The sequence below is a fragment of the Citrobacter sp. Res13-Sevr-PEB04-36 genome, from assembly GCF_015672735.1.
In the GTDB taxonomy this organism is placed as follows: domain Bacteria; phylum Pseudomonadota; class Gammaproteobacteria; order Enterobacterales; family Enterobacteriaceae; genus Citrobacter.
The window spans coordinates 73292-92903 of sequence record NZ_JADABY010000006.1; the positions used below are offsets into that span (position 1 = coordinate 73292).

Sequence of the window (19612 nt, forward strand, 5' to 3'; positions counted from 1 at the left end):
TTCAGGTTGCAGGACAAAACGCACCGCGTTTTGAACAGCGCTTGCACTGGCCCCGGAGGGGTGAGGCCTTTAGGCCAAATCACGCGGCAAGGGAGTGACAAATTCGTCAGGAACGAATTTGACCAGCTCAAGGCTGGCCTCCGGTGAGGGACATGAATGTCCCTCATTAATCCCCAGGAGCTTACTAAAGTAAGTGACTGAGGAGAACAAGCGCAGCCAACGCACATGCAACTTGAAGTATGACGGGTATAAACGCCGGCTAGTTAAGTTGCATGAATCTATCAACATTAGCAACCGCCGTCTCTATGTAAAAGTCTGATAATAGTGGATGACGATATTCTTTTTCCGTAAGGCAAACTTAAAGTTAAGCTTATTTTAAAATAGCACACTCCAAAAGTCGTAATGTTTTATACGCGCTATACTGGCTCCGCATAAAAGATTCATTAATTTTTTTAAAGATTAATTTAGGATAAAGATAACAAGCAGTGTAAATACACCTTCAATTACGGATAATTCATTATCTGTTTACGCCCTTATAACCACACAATAATAAAGGAAATAAATCAACAAAAATAGCGCCCTGAACTGGTGAACAAACGAGCAGATGTGATATAGTTCACAAAAACAATGTAACAGAAACAGTGTTTCATTGATGAGTATACCCTCCGATAGCCAGAGTGCCACACCTGTTGTGAACACCCCCGTGCTGTCCTGAGTATCAAGACTTTCTGAGGACGTTTTTCATGGCAACAATAACAACTGGCGTAGTTCTTCTGCGGTGGCAACTGCTGAGCGCGGTGCTGATGTTTTTAGCCAGCACGCTCAATATCCGTTTTCGTAAATCAGATTATATTGGCCTGGCCGTCATCAGTAGCGGTTTAGGGTTGGTTTTTGCCTGCTGGTTTGCAACGGGATTGCTCGGCATCACCCTGATGGACGTATCCACTATCTGGAATAATATCCAATCTGTAATGGTAGAAGTAATGAGCCATACACCGCCAGACTGGCCGATGGTGTTGAACTGATAAGAAGACGGAACGGGATTACCCCGATACTGGGGTAATCCTAATTTACTGAGGAACGCAGAAGGATTAGAACGGAATATCGTCGTCAAAGTCCATCGGCGGTTCATTAGACGGCGCTGCCGGAGCAGACTGCTGCGGACGAGACTGCGCACCACCGCTGAACTGGTTGCCACCCTGCGGCTGCTGAGGCTGACCCCAACCACCCTGCTGACCGCCACCTGCATTACCCCCTGCCGGTGCACCGCCGCCTTGACGACCACCCAGCATTTGCATGGTGCCACCGACGTTCACAACAACTTCAGTGGTGTACTTCTCAACACCAGACTGATCGGTCCATTTGCGGGTACGCAGCTGACCTTCAATGTAGACCTGAGAACCTTTACGCAGATATTCGCTGGCCACTTCTGCCAGTTTGCCAAACAGCACAACACGGTGCCATTCAGTCTGCTCTTTCATCTCACCGGTCGCTTTATCACGCCAGGATTCGGAAGTAGCCAGCGTAATGTTGGCAACTGCGCCACCATTCGGCATATAGCGTACTTCCGGGTCCTGGCCCAGATTACCGACGAGAATCACCTTGTTTACGCCTCTGCTGGCCATGATCGTGTCTCCTGAAAAACGTTTCTTAATAAGTGTAAGCGCGGGATTGTAGCATTTCCAATAGCGCTTTTACTACGTTGCGAGATGGATTCCAGTAAACAACTCCAGCCAGACATTGTTGCACAGACACCTGCGTTTTGCATTCCAATACTGTATATCCATTCAGGTCAGGTTGTGTCATAATTAACCGTTTGTGATCGCCGGTAGCACCATGCAGCCAGGCAAAAAAGCGTTTAATCCGGGAAAGATGAATGGATAAGATCGAAGTTCGGGGCGCCCGCACCCATAATCTCAAAAACATCAACCTCGTCATCCCGCGCGACAAGCTGATTGTCGTGACCGGGCTTTCGGGCTCAGGCAAATCCTCGTTGGCTTTCGACACCTTGTATGCCGAAGGACAGCGTCGTTACGTTGAATCGCTTTCCGCGTATGCGCGTCAGTTCCTGTCGCTGATGGAAAAACCGGATGTCGATCACATTGAGGGGCTCTCTCCTGCCATCTCAATTGAACAAAAATCGACATCCCATAACCCGCGATCCACGGTAGGTACCATTACTGAAATCCACGATTACCTGCGCCTGCTATTTGCCCGCGTAGGTGAGCCGCGCTGTCCGGATCACGACGTACCACTGGCCGCACAGACCGTCAGCCAGATGGTGGACAATGTGCTGTCGCAGCCGGAAGGCAAGCGCCTGATGCTGCTGGCACCGATCATCAAAGAGCGCAAAGGCGAACACACCAAAACGCTGGAGAACCTGGCAAGTCAGGGTTACATCCGCGCCCGTATTGACGGTGAAGTGTGCGACCTGTCCGATCCACCAAAGCTGGAGCTGCAAAAGAAACACACCATTGAAGTGGTGATTGACCGATTTAAGGTCCGTGACGATCTGTCGCAGCGTCTGGCGGAGTCCTTTGAAACCGCGCTGGATCTCTCCGGCGGTACAGCGGTCGTCTCCGATATGGACAACCCGAAAGCAGAAGAGCTGCTTTTCTCCGCCAACTTCGCCTGCCCGATTTGCGGCTACAGCATGCGCGAGCTGGAACCCCGCCTGTTCTCGTTCAACAACCCGGCGGGCGCGTGTCCAACCTGCGACGGTCTCGGCGTACAGCAGTATTTCGATCCTGACCGCGTGATCCAAAATCCGGAGCTGTCGCTGGCTGGCGGCGCTATCCGTGGCTGGGATCGCCGTAACTTCTATTACTTCCAGATGCTTAAGTCACTGGCGGAGCATTACCAGTTTGACATAGAGGCCCCATGGGCCAGCCTGAACCCAACGGTGCATAAAGTGGTGCTGTACGGTTCCGGCAAAGAAAATATCGAATTCAAATATATGAACGACCGCGGCGATACTTCCGTACGTCGACACCCGTTTGAAGGCGTGCTGCACAATATGGAACGTCGTTATAAAGAGACGGAATCCAGTGCGGTACGCGAAGAGCTATCGAAGTTCATCAGCAACCGACCGTGCGCCAGCTGTGAAGGCACTCGCCTGCGTCGTGAAGCGCGCCACGTGTTCGTTGAGAACACGCCACTGCCCGCCATTTCAGATATGAGCATCGGTCATGCAATGGATTTCTTCAACAATCTCAAGCTTGCCGGTCAACGGGCGAAGATTGCGGAGAAAATTCTTAAAGAGATTGGCGATCGTCTGAAGTTCCTGGTTAACGTCGGTCTGAACTACCTGACGCTGTCACGCTCTGCCGAAACGCTCTCCGGCGGTGAGGCCCAGCGTATCCGTCTGGCAAGCCAGATTGGTGCTGGCCTGGTTGGCGTAATGTACGTACTGGATGAACCGTCTATCGGGCTGCACCAGCGCGATAACGAGCGCTTGCTGGGTACGCTTATCCATCTGCGTAATCTGGGTAATACCGTGATTGTGGTTGAGCACGATGAAGATGCGATTCGCGCCGCTGACCACGTGATCGACATCGGCCCGGGTGCTGGCGTCCACGGTGGACAGGTGGTGGCGGAAGGCACACTCGACGACATCATGGCGGTACCTGAGTCACTCACTGGCCAGTACATGAGCGGCAAGCGCAAAATTGAAGTGCCTAAACAACGCGTGCCCGCTAACCCGGAAAAAGTGCTGAAGCTCACCGGCGCGCGCGGCAACAACCTGAAAGATGTCACCCTGACGCTGCCGGTTGGCCTGTTTACCTGTATTACCGGCGTATCGGGTTCCGGTAAATCGACGCTGATTAACGACACGCTGTTCCCGATTGCCCAGACCCAACTCAACGGCGCCACGCTGGCCGAGCCGGCACCTTATCGCGACATTCAGGGGCTGGAGCATTTCGATAAGGTTATCGACATCGACCAGAGCCCCATTGGTCGTACGCCACGTTCCAACCCGGCAACCTATACCGGCGTATTTACCCCCGTCCGCGAACTGTTTGCTGGCGTGCCGGAATCACGTGCGCGCGGCTACACGCCGGGGCGCTTCAGCTTTAACGTGCGCGGTGGACGTTGCGAAGCCTGCCAGGGCGACGGCGTGATCAAAGTCGAGATGCACTTCCTGCCGGATATCTACGTACCGTGCGACCAGTGCAAAGGCAAGCGCTATAACCGCGAAACGCTGGAGATTAAGTACAAGGGCAAGACTATCCACGAAGTTCTGGATATGACCATTGAAGAGGCTCGCGAGTTCTTTGATGCCGTTCCGGCGCTGGCGCGTAAGCTGCAAACTCTGATGGACGTAGGTCTGACCTACATTCGTCTGGGGCAGTCCGCAACGACCCTGTCCGGCGGTGAGGCCCAGCGCGTGAAGCTGGCGCGTGAGCTGTCAAAACGCGGTACCGGACAAACGCTGTACATTCTCGATGAGCCGACCACCGGTCTGCACTTTGCGGATATTCAGCAGTTGCTGGACGTGCTGCACCAGCTCAGGGATCAGGGCAACACTATCGTGGTCATTGAGCATAATCTGGATGTAATTAAAACGGCTGACTGGATTGTCGATCTCGGCCCGGAAGGCGGTAGTGGCGGAGGAGAAATCCTGGTTGCCGGTACGCCGGAAACGGTCGCTGAGTGTGAAACCTCACACACCGCCCGCTTCCTCAAACCACTGCTGTAGTTACTCATGCCCGATGGCGCAAGCTATCGGGCCTACAGGATAGACGTATTGGCTTGTAGGCCCGATAAGGCGCTTGCGCTGTATCCGGCAAAAAGGCTCAAAACTGCGCCAGCGACCTGCGTTTATCTTCCGGAAGCGTATTGATAGCTTGTTGATAAGAGGCGTCCACCAGATAGTAAATTTGTGAATCCGGCAGCGAGCCATCCAGATACACCGTACTCCAGTGCGCTTTATTAAGATGCCTGCTTGGCCGCACATCGCTATGCTGCTGGCGCAATAACTCGGCCAATTCAGGGCTGGTTTTCAGCGACACCGCAGGGCGCTCTTCCACCTCTTTTACCATCGCAAAAAGCACATCTTCGACTTTAATTTGCGTAGCCTTCCAATCGCTGTGCACGCTCTGTTCGGCACCTGTTTTCGCCATGCAGTATTGCAGCAACTCCGAGTTCGTCATCTTTATTCCCCTTACCAGCAACTCGCCTAATGAGAACATCTTTTACTCAGTGTGCAGCAAGTCTGCCAAAGGTAAAAGTCAGTAACGCAAATTTGTTTAAAAAACCACCAATAAAGAACCTGTACCCTCAGTATTCTGAGTTTACAATCACCTCTTCACCATACGCCCCGGCCTGCGGCAGCGGCTTATAGGTCGAGTTGGAGGCGCGTAAAATGCGAATACCGCGGATCCCAACGTCGCGTGCAGCAGTGATGTCATTGTCGGAATCGCCGTAGAACATGCGGATGTTTTTATCCTGCAACCACTGCGTTTTGGTGTTCTGTCCGGCTTTATCACCGGCGAAGATAACCGGATTCATGTTGGCTGGTGGAATATGAAAGTTATCGGACAGCGTTTTGGACACCGTTTCAGTTTTTGTCGGGCTACGCCCCGTGACAAAAAAGATGCTGTCGCCGCGACGAACATGCATATCAATCAACTGACGCGCCACTTCTTTTGGAATACTAAATTCATCCCAGCCGTTGTTCATTTTCTCCCAGAACGCTGGATTCTTCAGGTAATCCTCATTATCCGGGGAGTAAGTTTTTTTACCACGCCAAAAACCCGGGCTGGAAAAAAGAACGGTGTCATCAATATCGAATCCGACGGCCATCGGCGGACGTCCGGTCAGGCTATTTTCAATCTGGGCAACAGAGACCCAGTGAACTGGAGACTGCTCAGCGAGTTTTGCAACGTTGGTGCCTGGATTAAGCTGAGGAGGGGAAGAAACTAAAGCCAGAGCGGAATGATTAAACGTGAATAACAAGCAAACGGCACTGAGTGCCAATGTGATCTTGCGCATATTTTTCCCTAAGTAGTCAGTTAGTTATCATTTTTTTATTAACAACTGGTCAAAAAACTACCTGACCTTACCCCCTGGGGAAGGTGAAAGGAAGGGGTTTCTCTCGTTTTGTTACAGAAAAAGAGGATGATCACACAGAAAAAGCGTGCCTGATGGCGCGACGCTTATCAGGCCTACAAACGAAAAATCCAATGCTTTGTAGGCCGGATAAGGCGTTTACGCCGCCATCCGGCAACACTGTGCGAGAAATGACAAATCCGGTTACATGACAGCGGCAAACGCTTTTGCCACACGCTGGACGTTACCGTGATTCAACCCAGCAACGCACATGCGGCCGCTGGCGATCAGGTAAACCCCGAACTCATCGCGCAGACGATCGACCTGGGCGACACTCAATCCGGTATAGCTGAACATGCCACGCTGTTGCAGCAGGTAGTCGAAGTTGCGGCCCGGTATCTCGGCATGGAGAACATTGACCAGCTCCTGACGCATCGCCAGGATGCGGGTGCGCATCGCTTCCACTTCCGCCAGCCAGTTGGCTTTAAGCGCGTCATCGCCCAGTACGGCGGCAACTACCTGCGCCCCAAAGTTAGGCGGGCTGGAGTAGTTCCGACGCACGGTGGCTTTTAACTGCCCCAGAACACGGCCTGCAGTCTCGGCGTCTTCACACACCACGGAGAGACCGCCAACACGCTCACCGTATAAAGAGAAAATTTTAGAGAATGAGTTGCTGACCAGGGCGGGTAATCCGGCGCTGGCAATGGCGCGGATCGCATAGGCGTCGTCTTCCATTCCCGCCCCAAAACCCTGATAGGCAATATCAAGGAATGGGATCAGATCGCGAGCCTGCAGAATCTCAATAACCGCATCCCACTGCGCAGGCGTCAAGTCCGCACCCGTCGGGTTATGGCAGCATGGATGCAACAGTACAATGCTGCGTGCGGGTAAAGTCTTTAACGTTGCCAGCAAGTCGTTGACGCGTACGCCGTTGGTCGCGCTGTCATACCAGGGGTAAGTACTTACTTCGAATCCAGCCCCTTCAAAAATCGCGATGTGGTTTTCCCATGTCGGATCGCTGACCCAGACGCCGGAATCAGGGAAATAACGCTTCAGGAAATCAGCGCCTACTTTTAGCGCACCTGATCCCCCCAGCGTCTGAATCGTCGCCACGCGCTGTTGCTGGAGAACCGGGTGTTCTGCGCCAAACAGCAGTGGCGCAATGGTGTGGCGATAGCTGTTCAGACCTTCCATCGGCAAATATAGCGAAGCACCCTGCGGCTTAGCATTGATCCGGGCTTCCGCTTCGGTCACGGCATTAAGCTGAGGGATTATCCCGTCTTCGTTGTAATACAGACCGATGCTGAGATTCACTTTGTCACGACGTGAATCTTCCTTGAAGCGCTCCATGAGCGATAAAATCGGGTCGCCAGCGTAGGCGTCAACTTTTTGAAACACGTGGTGGTTCTCCAGGTTTACAGGCAGGGGATAAGAACACAATAAACCGGAAGCGAGAGAAGATCGAGAGGATGTTGAGAGGATTATTGCCGGATGGCGGCAGAACCGCCTAATCCGGCTGACAACCAGATTCAGTCCACGTACTTCATCGCTACCCTTGATGTCAGGCGCGTGATAAGTTCGTAAGCACTTACTTTCGTTATTTCAGCAATGCGTTCAACGGGAAGACCATCGCCCCACAGAATCACCGGCTCACCGGCTTTCTCCTGTGATTCAGGCCCCAAATCAACACAGATCATGTCCATTGCCACACGACCAACAATCGGTACTTCCCGACCATTGACCAATACCGGCGTGCCGGACGGCGCCGCCCGCGGATACCCGTCGCCATAGCCCATCGCCACCACGCCCAGACGCGTGTCGCGCTCGCTTTCCCATGTTCCGCCATAGCCAACAGGTTCGCCCGCTTTGTGTTCGCGCACGGCGATCAGACTGGAGGTGAGTGACATCACCGGCTGGCAGCCAAAATCAGTCCCCATGGAATGGTTCTCCAGCGGCGATACGCCATACAAAATCAGCCCCGGACGCGCCCAGTCAAAGTGAGACTGTGGCCACAGCAAAATGCCACCAGACGCGGCAATAGAACGCTGCCCCGGCTTACCTTCACAAAAACGATTGAAGATATCGAGCTGCTTTTCCGTCGCGCCACATTCGGGTTCGTCTGCACGTGCAAAGTGGCTGACAATGTTGACCGGCTGACGCACGTTTTTACATTGGGTCAAGCGCTGATAAAACGCCTCAGCCTGCTCCGGACGCACGCCCAGACGGTGCATTCCGGTATCGAGCTTCATCCAGACAGTGACAGGTTCAGCAAGTTCCGCCGCTTCCAGCGCCGCAAGCTGCTCCTCATTGTGCACGGCAGTATGCAGTCGCTGTGCAGAGATGTTCGGCAGATCGGAGGCATCAAAAAACCCCTCCAACAACAGGATGGGTTGCGTGATCCCACCCGCGCGCAGCCGCAGGGCTTCTTCAAGACGAGCGACACCAAAAGCGTCCGCATCAGGGAGCGTTCGCGCGGTCTCTAACAGACCATGGCCGTAAGCGTTCGCTTTCACGACCGCAACCAGTTTACTGGCAGGTGCCAGTTCACGCAGACGTTGCAGGTTGTGTCGCAGAGCGCGGCGGTTAATGACAACAGTTGCCGCTTGCATTTGTGTTCCTTAATAAATGGACGACGGAGCGTTACTCATCGTCATACTGTGGTCCGGCATAATTATCGAAGCGTGACCACTGGCCGTTAAACGTCAGGCGCACCGTACCGATTGGGCCGTTACGTTGCTTACCAATAATAATTTCCGCGATGCCTTTTAAGTCGCTGTTTTCGTGATAAACCTCGTCACGATAAATAAACATGATTAAGTCGGCATCCTGCTCGATAGACCCCGATTCACGGAGATCCGAGTTGACCGGACGCTTGTCGGCGCGTTGTTCCAGAGAGCGGTTAAGCTGCGACAGCGCCACCACCGGCACATGAAGTTCTTTTGCTAATGATTTCAGCGAGCGCGAAATTTCAGCAATTTCCAGCGTACGGTTGTCGGAGAGCGACGGCACCCGCATCAGCTGCAGGTAGTCGATCATAATCAGTCCGATACCGCCGTGTTCACGGGCGATACGGCGTGCGCGCGAACGCACTTCCGTTGGCGTCAGACCGGAGGAGTCATCAATGTAGATGTTTCGTTTCTCCAGTAAGATCCCCATGGTGCCGGAAATTCGCGCCCAGTCTTCGTCATCCAGTTGACCGGTACGGATTTTAGTCTGGTCTACACGCGACAGCGATGCCAGACAACGCATCATGATCTGTTCTGAGGGCATTTCAAGACTAAAGATAAGCACTGGCTTATCCTGCAACATCGCCGCATTTTCGACGAGGTTCATCGCAAACGTCGTTTTCCCCATCGACGGACGCGCAGCGACGATAATCAGGTCTGACGGCTGTAGACCAGCGGTCTTTTTGTTGAGGTCATCATAGCCGGTATTCACCCCGGTGACGCCGTCATGAGGCTGCTGGAAAAGCTGTTCGATGCGCGCGACGGTGGCGTCGAGCACCTCGGTAATATTTTTTGGGCCTTCGTCTTTATTGGCGCGACTTTCGGCAATTTTAAAGACGCGGGATTCCGCGAGATCCAGCAGGTCTTCACTGGAACGCCCTTGCGGATCAAAACCGGCCTCAGCGATTTCATGGGCTACTGAAATCATGTCGCGGACTACGGCACGTTCGCGGACGATATCCGCATAGGCGCTTATGTTCGCCGCACTTGGCGTATTTTTAGATAACTCAGCCAGGTAAGCAAAACCGCCGACGCTGTCGAGTTGTCCCTGCACTTCCAGCGACTCGGCCAGGGTTATCAGATCGATGGGTTTGCCCATCTCCTGCAGACGGTGCATTTCGGTGAAGATATGCCGATGTGGACGGGTGTAAAAATCTTCCGCAACGACACGCTCGGCAACATCGTCCCAGCGTTCGTTATCCAGCATTAAACCGCCCAACACCGACTGTTCCGCTTCAATCGAGTGCGGCGGTACTTTCAGCCCGGCGACCTGCAGATCGCGGTCACGAGCATCAGTCTGTTGTTTGTTGAAGGGTTTATTTCCTGCCATAGTGAATGGAGTTACCGAGATAATGATTGGGTCGAAAGATTACCACATTTCTGGAGGAAGCATGGCAACACGTATTGAATTTCACAAGCACGGCGGCCCTGACGTACTGAAGGCTGTGGACTTTACGCCCGTTGATCCGGCCGAGCATGAAATCCAGGTCGAAAACAAAGCGATTGGCATCAACTATATCGATACCTACATCCGCAGCGGACTGTACCCGCCCCCTTCTCTGCCCAGCGGACTCGGCACCGAAGCGGCCGGCGTGGTTAGCAAAGTCGGTAGCAAAGTAACCCACATCAGCGTTGGCGATCGCGTGGTCTACGCCCAATCTATGCTCGGCGCCTACAGTTCCGTACATAATGTCCCCGCCGATAAAGCCGCCATTTTACCGGATGCCATCTCGTTTGAGCAGGCGGCCGCGTCCTACCTGAAAGGGTTAACCGTTTTCTATCTGTTGCGTAAAACCTATGAAATCCAGCCTGATGAGCCGTTTCTATTCCATGCCGCCGCAGGCGGCGTCGGTCTGATTGCCTGCCAGTGGGCAAAAGCGTTGGGGGCGAAGTTAATTGGCACCGTCGGCAATGCGCAAAAGGCGCAAATTGCATTGCAGGCCGGCGCATGGCAGATGATTAACTATCGCGAAGAGAGCATTGTCGAACGGGTTAAAGAAATTACGGGCGGTAAAAAAGTCCGGGTTGTTTATGACTCGGTGGGTAAAGACACCTGGGAAGCCTCACTGGACTGCCTGCAACGCCGGGGATTGATGGTAAGTTTTGGTAATTCTTCCGGACCGGTGACCGGCGTTAACTTAGGTATTTTGAACCAAAAAGGTTCTCTGTATGCCACCCGCCCTTCTCTGCAAGGTTACATCACCAACCGCCATGAATTGACCGAAGCCAGTAATGAGCTGTTTTCACTGATTGCCAGCGGCGTGATTAAAGTCGATATCGCGCAAGGTCAGACGTTTGCGTTAAAAGATGCCCAGCGAGCGCATGAAGTACTGGAAAGCCGGGCCACGCAGGGCTCGAGTTTGCTGATCCCATAATGCTCCGACTTCCCCTAAATAATTCAAACCGCAGGAAGGCGGCAATTGAATGAATCCCCAGGAGCTTACTGGAGTAAGTGACTGGGGTGAATGAAAGCAGCCAACACACCTGCGGTTTGAATTATGACGGGGAAAGAAAGAATTAGGGCTTCCCGCAGGAAGCCCTTTCTTTTTTTAGTTCGGCTGTATGTAGGGTACAGCTCGATGAATTTGTTAACCGCGCAATAGTGACAGATTTGATAATCAATTCCTATTTGGTTCTAAGGGCAATGTTGCAGGTTGTGACGAACCACTCAATACCTTAGTAAAACCGGCGGCTATTGCGCTGATACTGTGGGACTTTTGGCGCTTTTATGGCCTTGATAACCCACACTACAGCGACAGCCAGTAGCAACCATGGCAAGAGTTTAATCATCAACGCAAACATGCCGCCGAGGAACATCACGGCAGTCGCCACCATCAGCGCGGCCAGAATCCCCAACAGTGACACGCCGGTGACCATCAGCATGACAAAAAAGCCAATCACAAAAAGTAGTTCCAGCATGATGCTCTCCCATAATGAATTTCTGCTTAATCCATTACAAAAATCATGCCAAAATTAATACATTGATTTATAAAGAAAACGCCCCGCGACAGTGCGCAAGGCGTGGTGAAATTGACTAACTTTTGGTGAATAATTAACGTTTATCTGCCACCAGCTTTAACGCATGTTCCAGCACGTTGATATCCGCGCCAGCTTTGTGCGCATTTTCGCTCAGGTAACGACGCCACTGACGCGCGCCCGGAATGCCCTGGAATAACCCCAGCATATGACGGGTAATATGTCCCAGATACGTTCCCTGGCTCAGTTCCCGTTCAATATACGGGTACATGGCACGCACCACGGCAACAGGATCCACGTCGGCGCCCGTTGAACCAAAAATTTCGCGATCCACGGACGCCAGAATACCTGGGTTTTGATAGGCTTCACGCCCCACCATCACGCCGTCCATATGATCAAGGTGCGCTTTCGCTTCTTCCAGCGATTTAATGCCGCCATTGATCGACATGGTCAGCTGCGGGAAATCGCGCTTCAGCTGATATACACGTTCATAATCCAACGGCGGGATCTCACGGTTTTCTTTCGGACTCAGCCCGGAGAGCCAGGCCTTGCGCGCATGGATGATAAACATCTCACATTCCCCTTTGCTGGAGACCGTGTTGATGAAATCACACAGAAATTCGTAGCTGTCCTGGTCATCAATGCCAATACGAGTTTTGACCGTGACCGGAATCGACACCACATCACGCATCGCCTTAATGCAATCAGCAACCAGCTGTGCATTGCCCATCAGGCAGGCACCAAACATCCCGTTCTGTACGCGGTCAGAGGGGCAGCCCACGTTGAGGTTTATCTCGTCATAACCCCGCGCTTCCGCCAGCTTCGCGCACTGAGCCAGTGCAGCCGGGTCGCTACCGCCAAGCTGTAAGGCTATTGGATGCTCTTCGTCGCTATACGCCAGATAGTCGCCTTTACCATGAATGATTGCCCCGGTGGTCACCATCTCCGTATAGAGCAGCGTCTGGCTGGACAGTAAGCGTAAAAAGTAGCGGCAGTGTCTGTCCGTCCAGTCGAGCATCGGCGCGATAGAAAAACGATGAGCAGGAAAAGCGGTGGACTGAGATTCAGGCAGCATGGCGAATAATTAAGCATCCGGTTAAAAATGGGGCGCCACTATAGCATAGACCGCGACGATAGTGAGCCACATCGTCGCGGATCTCCTCACGCTATTTCGCCCCGGGCTTTCCATCGTGGGAACCAAAAAACTGCGGTGGATGATCTACCCAGCGATCTTCTCGCGTGGCCGCATACACCGGGTTGAGTGGGTAATAGATACGGTTGAATTTTTTATTCGCCTCGCCAACCACCAGCAGTCGCACCTCTTCACTGGTGTTGTTGATAAAGGTGTGACACACACCGGTTCCCGCCGGAAAGCCAACGCTGTCGCCCGGCTCAAGTTTCCATAAGTAACCGTTAATCCAGGCCTCCGGATACCCTTCCAGCACGTAGATAAACTCTTCTTCGTCGCTTTCAGCGTGAGGATATGACGTGCGACGCCCTGGAGGCAGGCGTTCATGGTGAATGCCGAGGCGACCCAAGCCCAGCTTGCGAGCAAGCGGCGCACCGATAGAAAACAGCTCATCGCTGCCTGGATAGGTGGAGTCGTCAGCCCCCTCCACCTCACGCCAGTGGCGAATACAGTCCGGTCTTTTCATTTTATATTTTCCAGTATTGCGATGCGTCAGGTATAGCACACGTCGGGGGATCTCGGCGTTTTATACAGAACATGATAAAGTAAGGGATTAACCTTCCACGCAAATCGAGGCGCTAAAATGGAAAGAACCCCTACGCAGGAGTTGCTGGCTCACGCTGAAAAACTCTGTGCGCAACGTAACGTGCGACTCACGCCGCAACGCCTCGAAGTGCTGCGCCTGATGAGCCTCCAGGAAGGGGCGATCAGCGCCTATGACCTGCTGGATCTGTTGCGAGAAACCGAGCCACAGGCCAAGCCGCCAACTGTTTATCGTGCGCTCGATTTTCTGCTCGAACAAGGTTTTGTCCACAAGGTGGAATCTACCAACAGCTACGTGCTCTGCCATCTGTTCGATCAGCCCACCCACAGTTCAGCGATGTTCATTTGCGACCGCTGCGGCGTGGTGAAAGAAGAGTGTGCGGAAGGTGTGGAAGACATCATGCATGCGCTAGCGGCCAAAATGGGCTTTGCTCTGCGTCATAACGTAATTGAAGCGCATGGGCTGTGTCAGGTCTGTGTGGAAGTTGAAGCCTGCCGTCACCCTGGCGACTGCCAGCATGATCATACGATTCAGGTAAAAAAGAAGGTCGGGCGTTAAGCGAGAGAACGTACATCCTTGTACATTCAGGCGGGAGGGGATAATTACCAACGGTAGTCGTTGCGGGTTTCCCAATCCTTCACTTCTTTCTCCGCCTGATCTTTCGCATAACCGTAACGTTCCTGGACTTTACCCACCAGTTGGTCACGCTTACCTTCAATGACCGTCATATCATCATCGGTCAGTTTGCCCCATTGCTCTTTCACTTTACCTTTCAACTGCTTCCAGTTACCACCGACTTCGTCTTTATTCATCATCAAATCCTCATCGTTAGGTTGTGAATAGCGAGAGTGCTGCGCCCAGGCATGCTATGTTTTTGCTGGACGTGAGAATAAGTGTAGTCAGTGATTCTGATATTTTTTTATTATTCGGAATTTTTAACCATCCAGGTCAGGTAAACCAGGTACCATTTCGCCAGTGACGCCGCCAGATAAAGGCCAGCGAAAGCCCGCGCAGCGACAGAAAAACGGCGAGTGCCAGCCACAAGCCGTGGTTTCCCAGCAGCGGTAACGTGGATAAGGTTAATGCGAATCCCACAGCGGCAATCGCCATGCTATTACGCATTTCCGCAGCACGCGTTGCGCCAATAAACATGCCGTCCAACAGGTAACACCAGACACCCACCAGCGGTAACACCACCTGCCAGATCAGGTAACGATCGGCCAGGTGCTGAATCTGCGGCAGTGAGGTCAACGACGCAATAATGTGTTCGCCGAACAGGGCATAAACCAGCGAAAACAAAATAGCCACAATACCGGACTGCCGACAGGCCGCCCGCCAGACGTCCAGTAACTGGCTACCATCTCGCGCCCCATAGGCCTGGCCCGAATGCGCTTCCACGGCATAGGCAAATCCATCCAGCGCGTAGGCGGTAAAGGTTAGCAGGGTCATCAGAACGGCATTAACCGCAATAATATCGCCTCCCAGACGAGCACCCAGCACCGTGATAGCGCCAAAACAGAGCTGCAGCAACAGCGAGCGCAGCATGATGTCACGGTTAAGCGCCATCAAACGGCGGAAGTTTCCACGCCATGACCGTTTCAGCATATCCAGAGAAACACCTCGCAGGTGGAGAACCTTGCGCACCATTAGCAGGCCAATTAACAACGTGGCATATTCGGCAATCACCGTCGCCAGCGCGGCGCCCTGCACGTTCATATGCAGCCCCATCACCAGCCATATATCGAGCACAATGTTGAGGATATTGCCGACAATCAGCAGGATCACCGGCGCCCGCGCGTACTGAACGCCCAGTAGCCAGCCGAGCAGCACCAGATTCGCCAGTGAGGCAGGCGCGCTGAGCCAACGGATTTCAAGGAAGCGCCGAGCCTGTTCCAGCACCGCTTCGCTCCCCCCCACGATGTGTAGCGCCAGATCGATAATCGGCGTGCGAAATAGCGCGATTACCGCCCCAGCCCCCAAGGCCAGAATCAGCGGTTGCACCAGCGCACGAGCCAGCGCCTGCGGATTTTTTGCGCCAAATGCCTGAGCCGTCAGGCCGGTGGTACTCATGCGTAAAAAGAGCAGTAGCATGAAGAGAAAACTGGTCGCCGTCGCCCCCACGGCGACACCACCCAGATAGACCGGGCTATCCAGATGACCAATCACAGCCGTATCTACCAGTCCCAGCAGGGGAACGGTGATATTGGAGAAAATCATTGGCAGGGCAAGGTGCCAGAGCGCTTTATCAGAGGAGGTAAAGAAAGGCATACAGGAGAGCCTGAGAAGACGTTAGACGTACTGAAAAAGTTGTGTAGGCCCGGTATGCGTAACGCAACCGGGCACGTTGCCGGATGACGACGTAAACATCTTATCCGGCCAACAGGAAATCAACAGACCATTACAGCCATTCGCCGTTACGGATAACGCCGACGGCCAGTCCTTCAATGGTGAAATTCTGCTCACGCAGGTCGACAACGATCGGTTTAAATTCGCTGTTTTCTGGTAGGAGTTCGACTTTATTACCCTGTTTTTTCAGCCGTTTAACCGTCACTTCATCATCGATACGGGCAACAACCACCTGGCCGTTGCGCACGTCCTGTGTTTTATGCACAGCCAGCAGATCGCCATCCATAATACCGATATCTTTCATCGACATACCGCTGACGCGCAGCAGGAAATCGGCATTAGGTTTGAACAGAGAAGGATCAACCTGATAGTGACCTTCGATGTGCTGTTGTGCCAGAAGCGGTTCACCTGCAGCAACGCGGCCTACAAGCGGTAATCCTACTTCTTCTTCGTGCAGCAGACGAATACCACGCGATGCGCCAGAGACGATTTCGAGCACCCCTTTACGCGCCAGCGCTTTAAGGTGTTCTTCAGCCGCGTTTGGGGAACGGAACCCCAAACGCTGCGCGATCTCCGCACGCGTCGGTGGCATACCTGTCTGGCTGATGTGATCCCGAATGAGATCAAACACCTCTTGCTGCCTGGCCGTTAACGCTTTCATTCCGCCCCCTGGGTGTATATACAGTTATGCTGTGAGTATATACAGCTAAAGGTGATTTTGGAACCGCAAACTGCACAAAAAACAGGAGATTTATGAAGTTGTGGAATCCTTATCGAAAATGCGACCACAACAGGATGCCCCAGGTGATCAGGGCGACAAAAATAGACAGCAGAACGGCTGCAGACCCCATATCCTTTGCCCGACCGGAAAGTTCGTGATACTCCGATCCAATACGGTCGACCACCGCTTCAATAGCGCTATTTAAGATTTCAACGATCATCACCAGCATCACCGAGCCAATCAACAGCACGCGGGTAATGGCGTCAACATCTAGCCAGCAGGCGATGGCGACGCCCAGCAGTACGGCAACGCTTTCCTGACGAAATGCCGCTTCATTTATCCATGCAGCGCGAAAACCTTTCCAGGAGTAGCCTGCAGCTTTGATAATTCGAGTGAATCCAGTGGTATTATTGGCCATCAAAAGAACCTTTTTACATTATTAGCGTCAATGTCATTATAACGTTACCCCGTCTGTTACAGGGTGTGGCAAAGCAGCGCGAAGTATGACGGGATACACCAGAAATTCACTAAACTTTCTGATATCCTTGCAGCGCATTTGCATTATTAACCAGAGGCTTTACATCGTTTATGTCCGGCTGGCCACGAATTTACTACAAATTACTGAATTTACCATTAAGCGTCCTGGTAAAAAGCAAGTCTATTCCGGCAGAACCTGCCCCGGAGTTGGGACTCGATACGTCTCGTCCCATTATGTACGTCCTACCGTACAACTCAAAAGCAGACTTGCTGACGCTGCGTGCCCAATGTCTGGTGCACGATCTCCCCGATCCCCTGGAACCATTGGAGATAGACGGGACTTTACTGCCGCGCTACGTGTTTATTCACGGCGGTCCACGTGTGTTCACCTATTACACGCCAAAAGAAGAGTCCATTAAGCTGTTCCATAACTATCTCGATTTGCATCGCAGCAATCCTGAGCTGGATGTGCAGATGGTGCCAGTTTCGGTGATGTTTGGCCGCTCGCCTGGGCGTGAAAAAGGCGAGGTCAACCCACCGCTGCGCATGCTGAACGGCGTACAGAAATTCTTCGCCGTTTCCTGGCTCGGTCGCGACAGTTTTGTCCGCTTCTCACCGTCGGTCTCTCTGCGCCGCATGGCAGACGAACACGGTACGGACAAAACCATCGCGCAGAAACTAGCTCGCGTGGCGCGTATGCACTTTGCCCGCCAGCGTTTAGCCGCCGTCGGTCCGCGCCTCCCTGCCCGCCAGGATCTGTTCAATAAGCTGTTGGCCTCAAAAGCGATCGCCCGTGCGGTGGAAGATGAAGCCCGCAGTAAAAAGATCTCCCACGAAAAAGCGCAGCAAAACGCTATTGCGCTGATGGAAGAGATCGCTGCCAACTTCTCCTACGAGATGATCCGCCTGACGGACCGTATTCTGGGATTCACCTGGAACCGACTGTATCAGGGGATTAACGTTCACAATGCAGAACGTGTACGCCAACTGGCGCACGACGGGCATGAAATTGTCTATGTCCCTTGCCACCGCAGCCATATGGACTACATGCTGCTGTCGTACGTTTTGTATCACCAGGGGCTGGTTCCACCGCACATTGCGGCCGGGATCAACCTGAACTTCTGGCCGGCTGGCCCGATTTTCCGCCGCCTGGGTGCGTTCTTTATTCGCCGTACCTTCAAGGGCAATAAGCTCTATTCCACCGTCTTCCGCGAATACCTCGGCGAGTTGTTCAGCCGTGGTTATTCGGTTGAGTACTTTGTCGAAGGTGGGCGCTCACGTACCGGTCGTTTGCTGGATCCGAAAACCGGCACGCTGTCGATGACCATCCAGGCGATGCTGCGCGGTGGCACGCGTCCGATCACCCTGGTGCCGATTTACATTGGCTATGAGCACGTGATGGAAGTCGGCACCTACGCGAAAGAGTTGCGTGGCGCGACGAAAGAGAAAGAGAGCCTGCCGCAGATGCTGCGTGGCTTAAGCAAGCTGCGTAATCTAGGTCAGGGCTACGTAAACTTTGGCGAACCGATGCCATTGATGACCTACCTGAACCAGCACGTACCGGAGTGGCGTGAGTCTATCGATCCTATCGAGTCGATTCGCCCTGCCTGGCTGACGCCGACGGTGAATAACATTGCCGCCGATCTGATGGTGCGCATTAACAACGCCGGTGCGGCCAACGCCATGAACCTGTGCTGTACCGCGCTGCTGGCCTCTCGTCAGCGTTCTCTGACCCGCGAGCAGTTAACAGAGCAGCTTGATTGCTATCTCAGCCTGCTGCGCAACGTACCGTATGCTTCAGATGCGACAGTTCCTGCGCAAAGTGCCAGTGAACTTATCGATCACGCCTTGCAGATGAACAAGTTTGAGGTCGAGAAAGATACCATCGGTGACATCATCATTCTGCCGCGCGAGCAGGCGGTATTGATGACTTACTATCGCAACAATATTGCGCATATGCTGGTGCTGCCGTCACTGATGGCAGCGATTGTCACCCAGCATCGCCGGATTTCACGTGCCGCATTGCAACAGCATATTGACGCGCTGTATCCGATGCTGAAAGCCGAGCTGTTCCTGCGCTGGGAGCGCGATGAGCTTGCTGGGGTGATCGACGAACTGGCTGGAGAAATGCAGCGTCAGGGTCTGATTACGTTGCAAAACGACGAGCTGCAAATCAACCCGGCACGCTCCCGTACGTTACAACTGCTGGCAGCAGGTGCGCGCGAGACTCTGCAGCGCTACGCCATCACCTTCTGGCTGCTGAGCGCGAACCCGTCTATCAACCGCGGTACGCTGGAGAAAGAGAGCCGCACCGTCGCTCAGCGTCTTTCCGTATTGCACGGCATCAATGCGCCGGAATTCTTCGATAAAGCGGTGTTCAGTTCCCTGGTACTGACCCTACGTGACGAAGGCTACATCAGCGACACCGGTGATGCTGAGCCGGAAGAGACGATGAAGATTTACCAGATGCTGGCCGAACTGGTGACGTCGGATGTTCGTCTGACCATCGAGAGCGCCACACAGGGCGAGTAAGCATAAAAAAACCGGTCGACATGACCGGTTTTTATTTTATCGCAGACCAA

18 protein-coding genes are annotated in these 19612 nt (G+C 53.2%); 5 read left to right on the forward strand and 13 right to left on the reverse strand.

Annotated elements, in window-relative coordinates; translation table 11 throughout:
• The first annotated feature begins 743 nt into the window (after positions 1 to 743).
• The gene (locus tag IMQ48_RS01545) at positions 744 to 1025 is read left to right on the forward strand and encodes a YjcB family protein (protein ID WP_196207623.1); all 282 of its coding nucleotides are present in this window, start codon (positions 744 to 746) and stop codon (positions 1023 to 1025) included.
• Between the two features lie 66 nt (positions 1026 to 1091).
• Here IMQ48_RS01545 and ssb1 read toward each other — a convergent pair whose 3' ends face one another.
• Positions 1092 to 1625, reverse strand: a complete 534-nt coding sequence (gene ssb1, locus IMQ48_RS01550) for a single-stranded DNA-binding protein SSB1 (protein ID WP_045438572.1) — start codon at positions 1623 to 1625, stop codon at positions 1092 to 1094.
• 251 nt (positions 1626 to 1876) lie between these two features.
• Between ssb1 and uvrA the strand changes: the two genes are divergently transcribed.
• Positions 1877 to 4699 carry an excinuclease ABC subunit UvrA gene (uvrA, locus tag IMQ48_RS01555; RefSeq protein ID WP_196207624.1) on the forward strand — a complete coding sequence of 941 codons (2823 nt, stop codon included), beginning with the start codon at positions 1877 to 1879 and terminating at the stop codon, positions 4697 to 4699.
• 97 nt (positions 4700 to 4796) lie between these two features.
• On the opposite strand, the gene IMQ48_RS01560 is transcribed toward uvrA, so the two are convergent.
• The 5 genes from IMQ48_RS01560 to dnaB all read right to left on the reverse strand — a co-directional run bounded on the left by IMQ48_RS01560 (position 4797) and on the right by dnaB (position 10107).
• The gene (locus IMQ48_RS01560) at positions 4797 to 5153 is read right to left on the reverse strand and encodes an MmcQ/YjbR family DNA-binding protein (RefSeq protein WP_196207625.1); all 357 of its coding nucleotides are present in this window, start codon (positions 5151 to 5153) and stop codon (positions 4797 to 4799) included.
• 127 nt (positions 5154 to 5280) lie between these two features.
• A complete protein-coding gene (aphA, locus tag IMQ48_RS01565; RefSeq protein WP_196207626.1) occupies positions 5281 to 5994 on the reverse strand; it encodes an acid phosphatase AphA in 714 nt (237 codons plus the stop codon).
• Between the two features lie 261 nt (positions 5995 to 6255).
• Positions 6256 to 7449, reverse strand: coding sequence for an aromatic amino acid transaminase (gene tyrB / locus IMQ48_RS01570; protein WP_196207627.1), 1194 nt, complete (start codon positions 7447 to 7449; stop codon positions 6256 to 6258).
• A 131-nt stretch (positions 7450 to 7580) separates the two neighbouring features.
• Positions 7581 to 8660 carry an alanine racemase gene (gene alr / locus IMQ48_RS01575; protein WP_196207628.1) on the reverse strand — a complete coding sequence of 360 codons (1080 nt, stop codon included), beginning with the start codon at positions 8658 to 8660 and terminating at the stop codon, positions 7581 to 7583.
• A gap of 31 nt (positions 8661 to 8691) precedes the next feature.
• Positions 8692 to 10107 carry a replicative DNA helicase gene (gene dnaB / locus IMQ48_RS01580; protein ID WP_096758712.1) on the reverse strand — a complete coding sequence of 472 codons (1416 nt, stop codon included), beginning with the start codon at positions 10105 to 10107 and terminating at the stop codon, positions 8692 to 8694.
• Between the two features lie 61 nt (positions 10108 to 10168).
• Here dnaB and IMQ48_RS01585 point away from each other — a divergent pair, with 61 nt between their 5' ends.
• Positions 10169 to 11152: a quinone oxidoreductase gene (locus tag IMQ48_RS01585; protein ID WP_196207629.1), complete on the forward strand. Its 984-nt coding sequence runs from the start codon at positions 10169 to 10171 to the stop codon at positions 11150 to 11152.
• 301 nt (positions 11153 to 11453) lie between these two features.
• Here the strand turns inward: IMQ48_RS01585 and pspG are convergent, their stop codons facing one another.
• The 3 genes from pspG to IMQ48_RS01600 form a co-directional block, all read right to left on the reverse strand.
• Positions 11454 to 11696 carry an envelope stress response protein PspG gene (gene pspG / locus IMQ48_RS01590; protein ID WP_196207630.1) on the reverse strand — a complete coding sequence of 81 codons (243 nt, stop codon included), beginning with the start codon at positions 11694 to 11696 and terminating at the stop codon, positions 11454 to 11456.
• A gap of 133 nt (positions 11697 to 11829) precedes the next feature.
• Positions 11830 to 12828 carry a tRNA dihydrouridine(20/20a) synthase DusA gene (gene dusA / locus IMQ48_RS01595; protein ID WP_196207631.1) on the reverse strand — a complete coding sequence of 333 codons (999 nt, stop codon included), beginning with the start codon at positions 12826 to 12828 and terminating at the stop codon, positions 11830 to 11832.
• A 91-nt stretch (positions 12829 to 12919) separates the two neighbouring features.
• Positions 12920 to 13408 carry a cupin domain-containing protein gene (locus IMQ48_RS01600; protein ID WP_196207632.1) on the reverse strand — a complete coding sequence of 163 codons (489 nt, stop codon included), beginning with the start codon at positions 13406 to 13408 and terminating at the stop codon, positions 12920 to 12922.
• Between the two features lie 117 nt (positions 13409 to 13525).
• On the opposite strand from IMQ48_RS01600, the gene zur reads away from it, so the two are divergent.
• Positions 13526 to 14044 (forward strand): zinc uptake transcriptional repressor Zur, encoded by a 519-nt coding sequence (gene zur, locus IMQ48_RS01605; protein WP_196207633.1) that lies wholly within the window; start codon positions 13526 to 13528, stop codon positions 14042 to 14044.
• A gap of 44 nt (positions 14045 to 14088) precedes the next feature.
• Here zur and IMQ48_RS01610 read toward each other — a convergent pair whose 3' ends face one another.
• The 4 genes from IMQ48_RS01610 to IMQ48_RS01625 form a co-directional block, all read right to left on the reverse strand.
• Positions 14089 to 14298: a CsbD family protein gene (locus IMQ48_RS01610; protein ID WP_096758718.1), complete on the reverse strand. Its 210-nt coding sequence runs from the start codon at positions 14296 to 14298 to the stop codon at positions 14089 to 14091.
• A 136-nt stretch (positions 14299 to 14434) separates the two neighbouring features.
• On the reverse strand, positions 14435 to 15754 hold the full coding sequence (gene dinF, locus IMQ48_RS01615) for an MATE family efflux transporter DinF (protein WP_196207634.1): 1320 nt from the start codon (positions 15752 to 15754) through the stop codon (positions 14435 to 14437).
• Positions 15755 to 15884: 130 nt separating this feature from the next.
• Entirely contained in the window at positions 15885 to 16493 is a 609-nt protein-coding gene (gene lexA / locus IMQ48_RS01620; RefSeq protein WP_096758720.1) for a transcriptional repressor LexA, read from the reverse strand.
• Positions 16494 to 16602: 109 nt separating this feature from the next.
• Positions 16603 to 16971 carry a diacylglycerol kinase gene (locus IMQ48_RS01625; RefSeq protein ID WP_045438520.1) on the reverse strand — a complete coding sequence of 123 codons (369 nt, stop codon included), beginning with the start codon at positions 16969 to 16971 and terminating at the stop codon, positions 16603 to 16605.
• 170 nt (positions 16972 to 17141) lie between these two features.
• On the opposite strand from IMQ48_RS01625, the gene plsB reads away from it, so the two are divergent.
• Entirely contained in the window at positions 17142 to 19562 is a 2421-nt protein-coding gene (plsB, locus tag IMQ48_RS01630) for a glycerol-3-phosphate 1-O-acyltransferase PlsB (RefSeq protein ID WP_196207635.1), read from the forward strand.
• The last annotated feature ends 50 nt before the right edge of the window (positions 19563 to 19612 follow it).

Excerpts from the sequence above, each read along its gene's own strand:
- IMQ48_RS01545 (WP_196207623.1), top strand. The coding sequence starts at position 744 with ATGGCAACAATAACAACTGGCGTAGTTCTTCTGCGGTGGCAACTGCTG.
- ssb1 (WP_045438572.1), bottom strand. The coding sequence starts at position 1,625 with ATGGCCAGCAGAGGCGTAAACAAGGTGATTCTCGTCGGTAATCTGGGC.
- uvrA (WP_196207624.1), top strand. The coding sequence starts at position 1,877 with ATGGATAAGATCGAAGTTCGGGGCGCCCGCACCCATAATCTCAAAAAC.
- IMQ48_RS01560 (WP_196207625.1), bottom strand. The coding sequence starts at position 5,153 with ATGACGAACTCGGAGTTGCTGCAATACTGCATGGCGAAAACAGGTGCC.
- aphA (WP_196207626.1), bottom strand. The coding sequence starts at position 5,994 with ATGCGCAAGATCACATTGGCACTCAGTGCCGTTTGCTTGTTATTCACG.
- alr (WP_196207628.1), bottom strand. The coding sequence starts at position 8,660 with ATGCAAGCGGCAACTGTTGTCATTAACCGCCGCGCTCTGCGACACAAC.
- dnaB (WP_096758712.1), bottom strand. The coding sequence starts at position 10,107 with ATGGCAGGAAATAAACCCTTCAACAAACAACAGACTGATGCTCGTGAC.
- IMQ48_RS01585 (WP_196207629.1), top strand. The coding sequence starts at position 10,169 with ATGGCAACACGTATTGAATTTCACAAGCACGGCGGCCCTGACGTACTG.
- pspG (WP_196207630.1), bottom strand. The coding sequence starts at position 11,696 with ATGCTGGAACTACTTTTTGTGATTGGCTTTTTTGTCATGCTGATGGTC.
- dusA (WP_196207631.1), bottom strand. The coding sequence starts at position 12,828 with ATGCTGCCTGAATCTCAGTCCACCGCTTTTCCTGCTCATCGTTTTTCT.
- IMQ48_RS01600 (WP_196207632.1), bottom strand. The coding sequence starts at position 13,408 with ATGAAAAGACCGGACTGTATTCGCCACTGGCGTGAGGTGGAGGGGGCT.
- zur (WP_196207633.1), top strand. The coding sequence starts at position 13,526 with ATGGAAAGAACCCCTACGCAGGAGTTGCTGGCTCACGCTGAAAAACTC.
- IMQ48_RS01610 (WP_096758718.1), bottom strand. The coding sequence starts at position 14,298 with ATGAATAAAGACGAAGTCGGTGGTAACTGGAAGCAGTTGAAAGGTAAA.
- dinF (WP_196207634.1), bottom strand. The coding sequence starts at position 15,754 with ATGCCTTTCTTTACCTCCTCTGATAAAGCGCTCTGGCACCTTGCCCTG.
- lexA (WP_096758720.1), bottom strand. The coding sequence starts at position 16,493 with ATGAAAGCGTTAACGGCCAGGCAGCAAGAGGTGTTTGATCTCATTCGG.
- IMQ48_RS01625 (WP_045438520.1), bottom strand. The coding sequence starts at position 16,971 with ATGGCCAATAATACCACTGGATTCACTCGAATTATCAAAGCTGCAGGC.
- plsB (WP_196207635.1), top strand. The coding sequence starts at position 17,142 with ATGTCCGGCTGGCCACGAATTTACTACAAATTACTGAATTTACCATTA.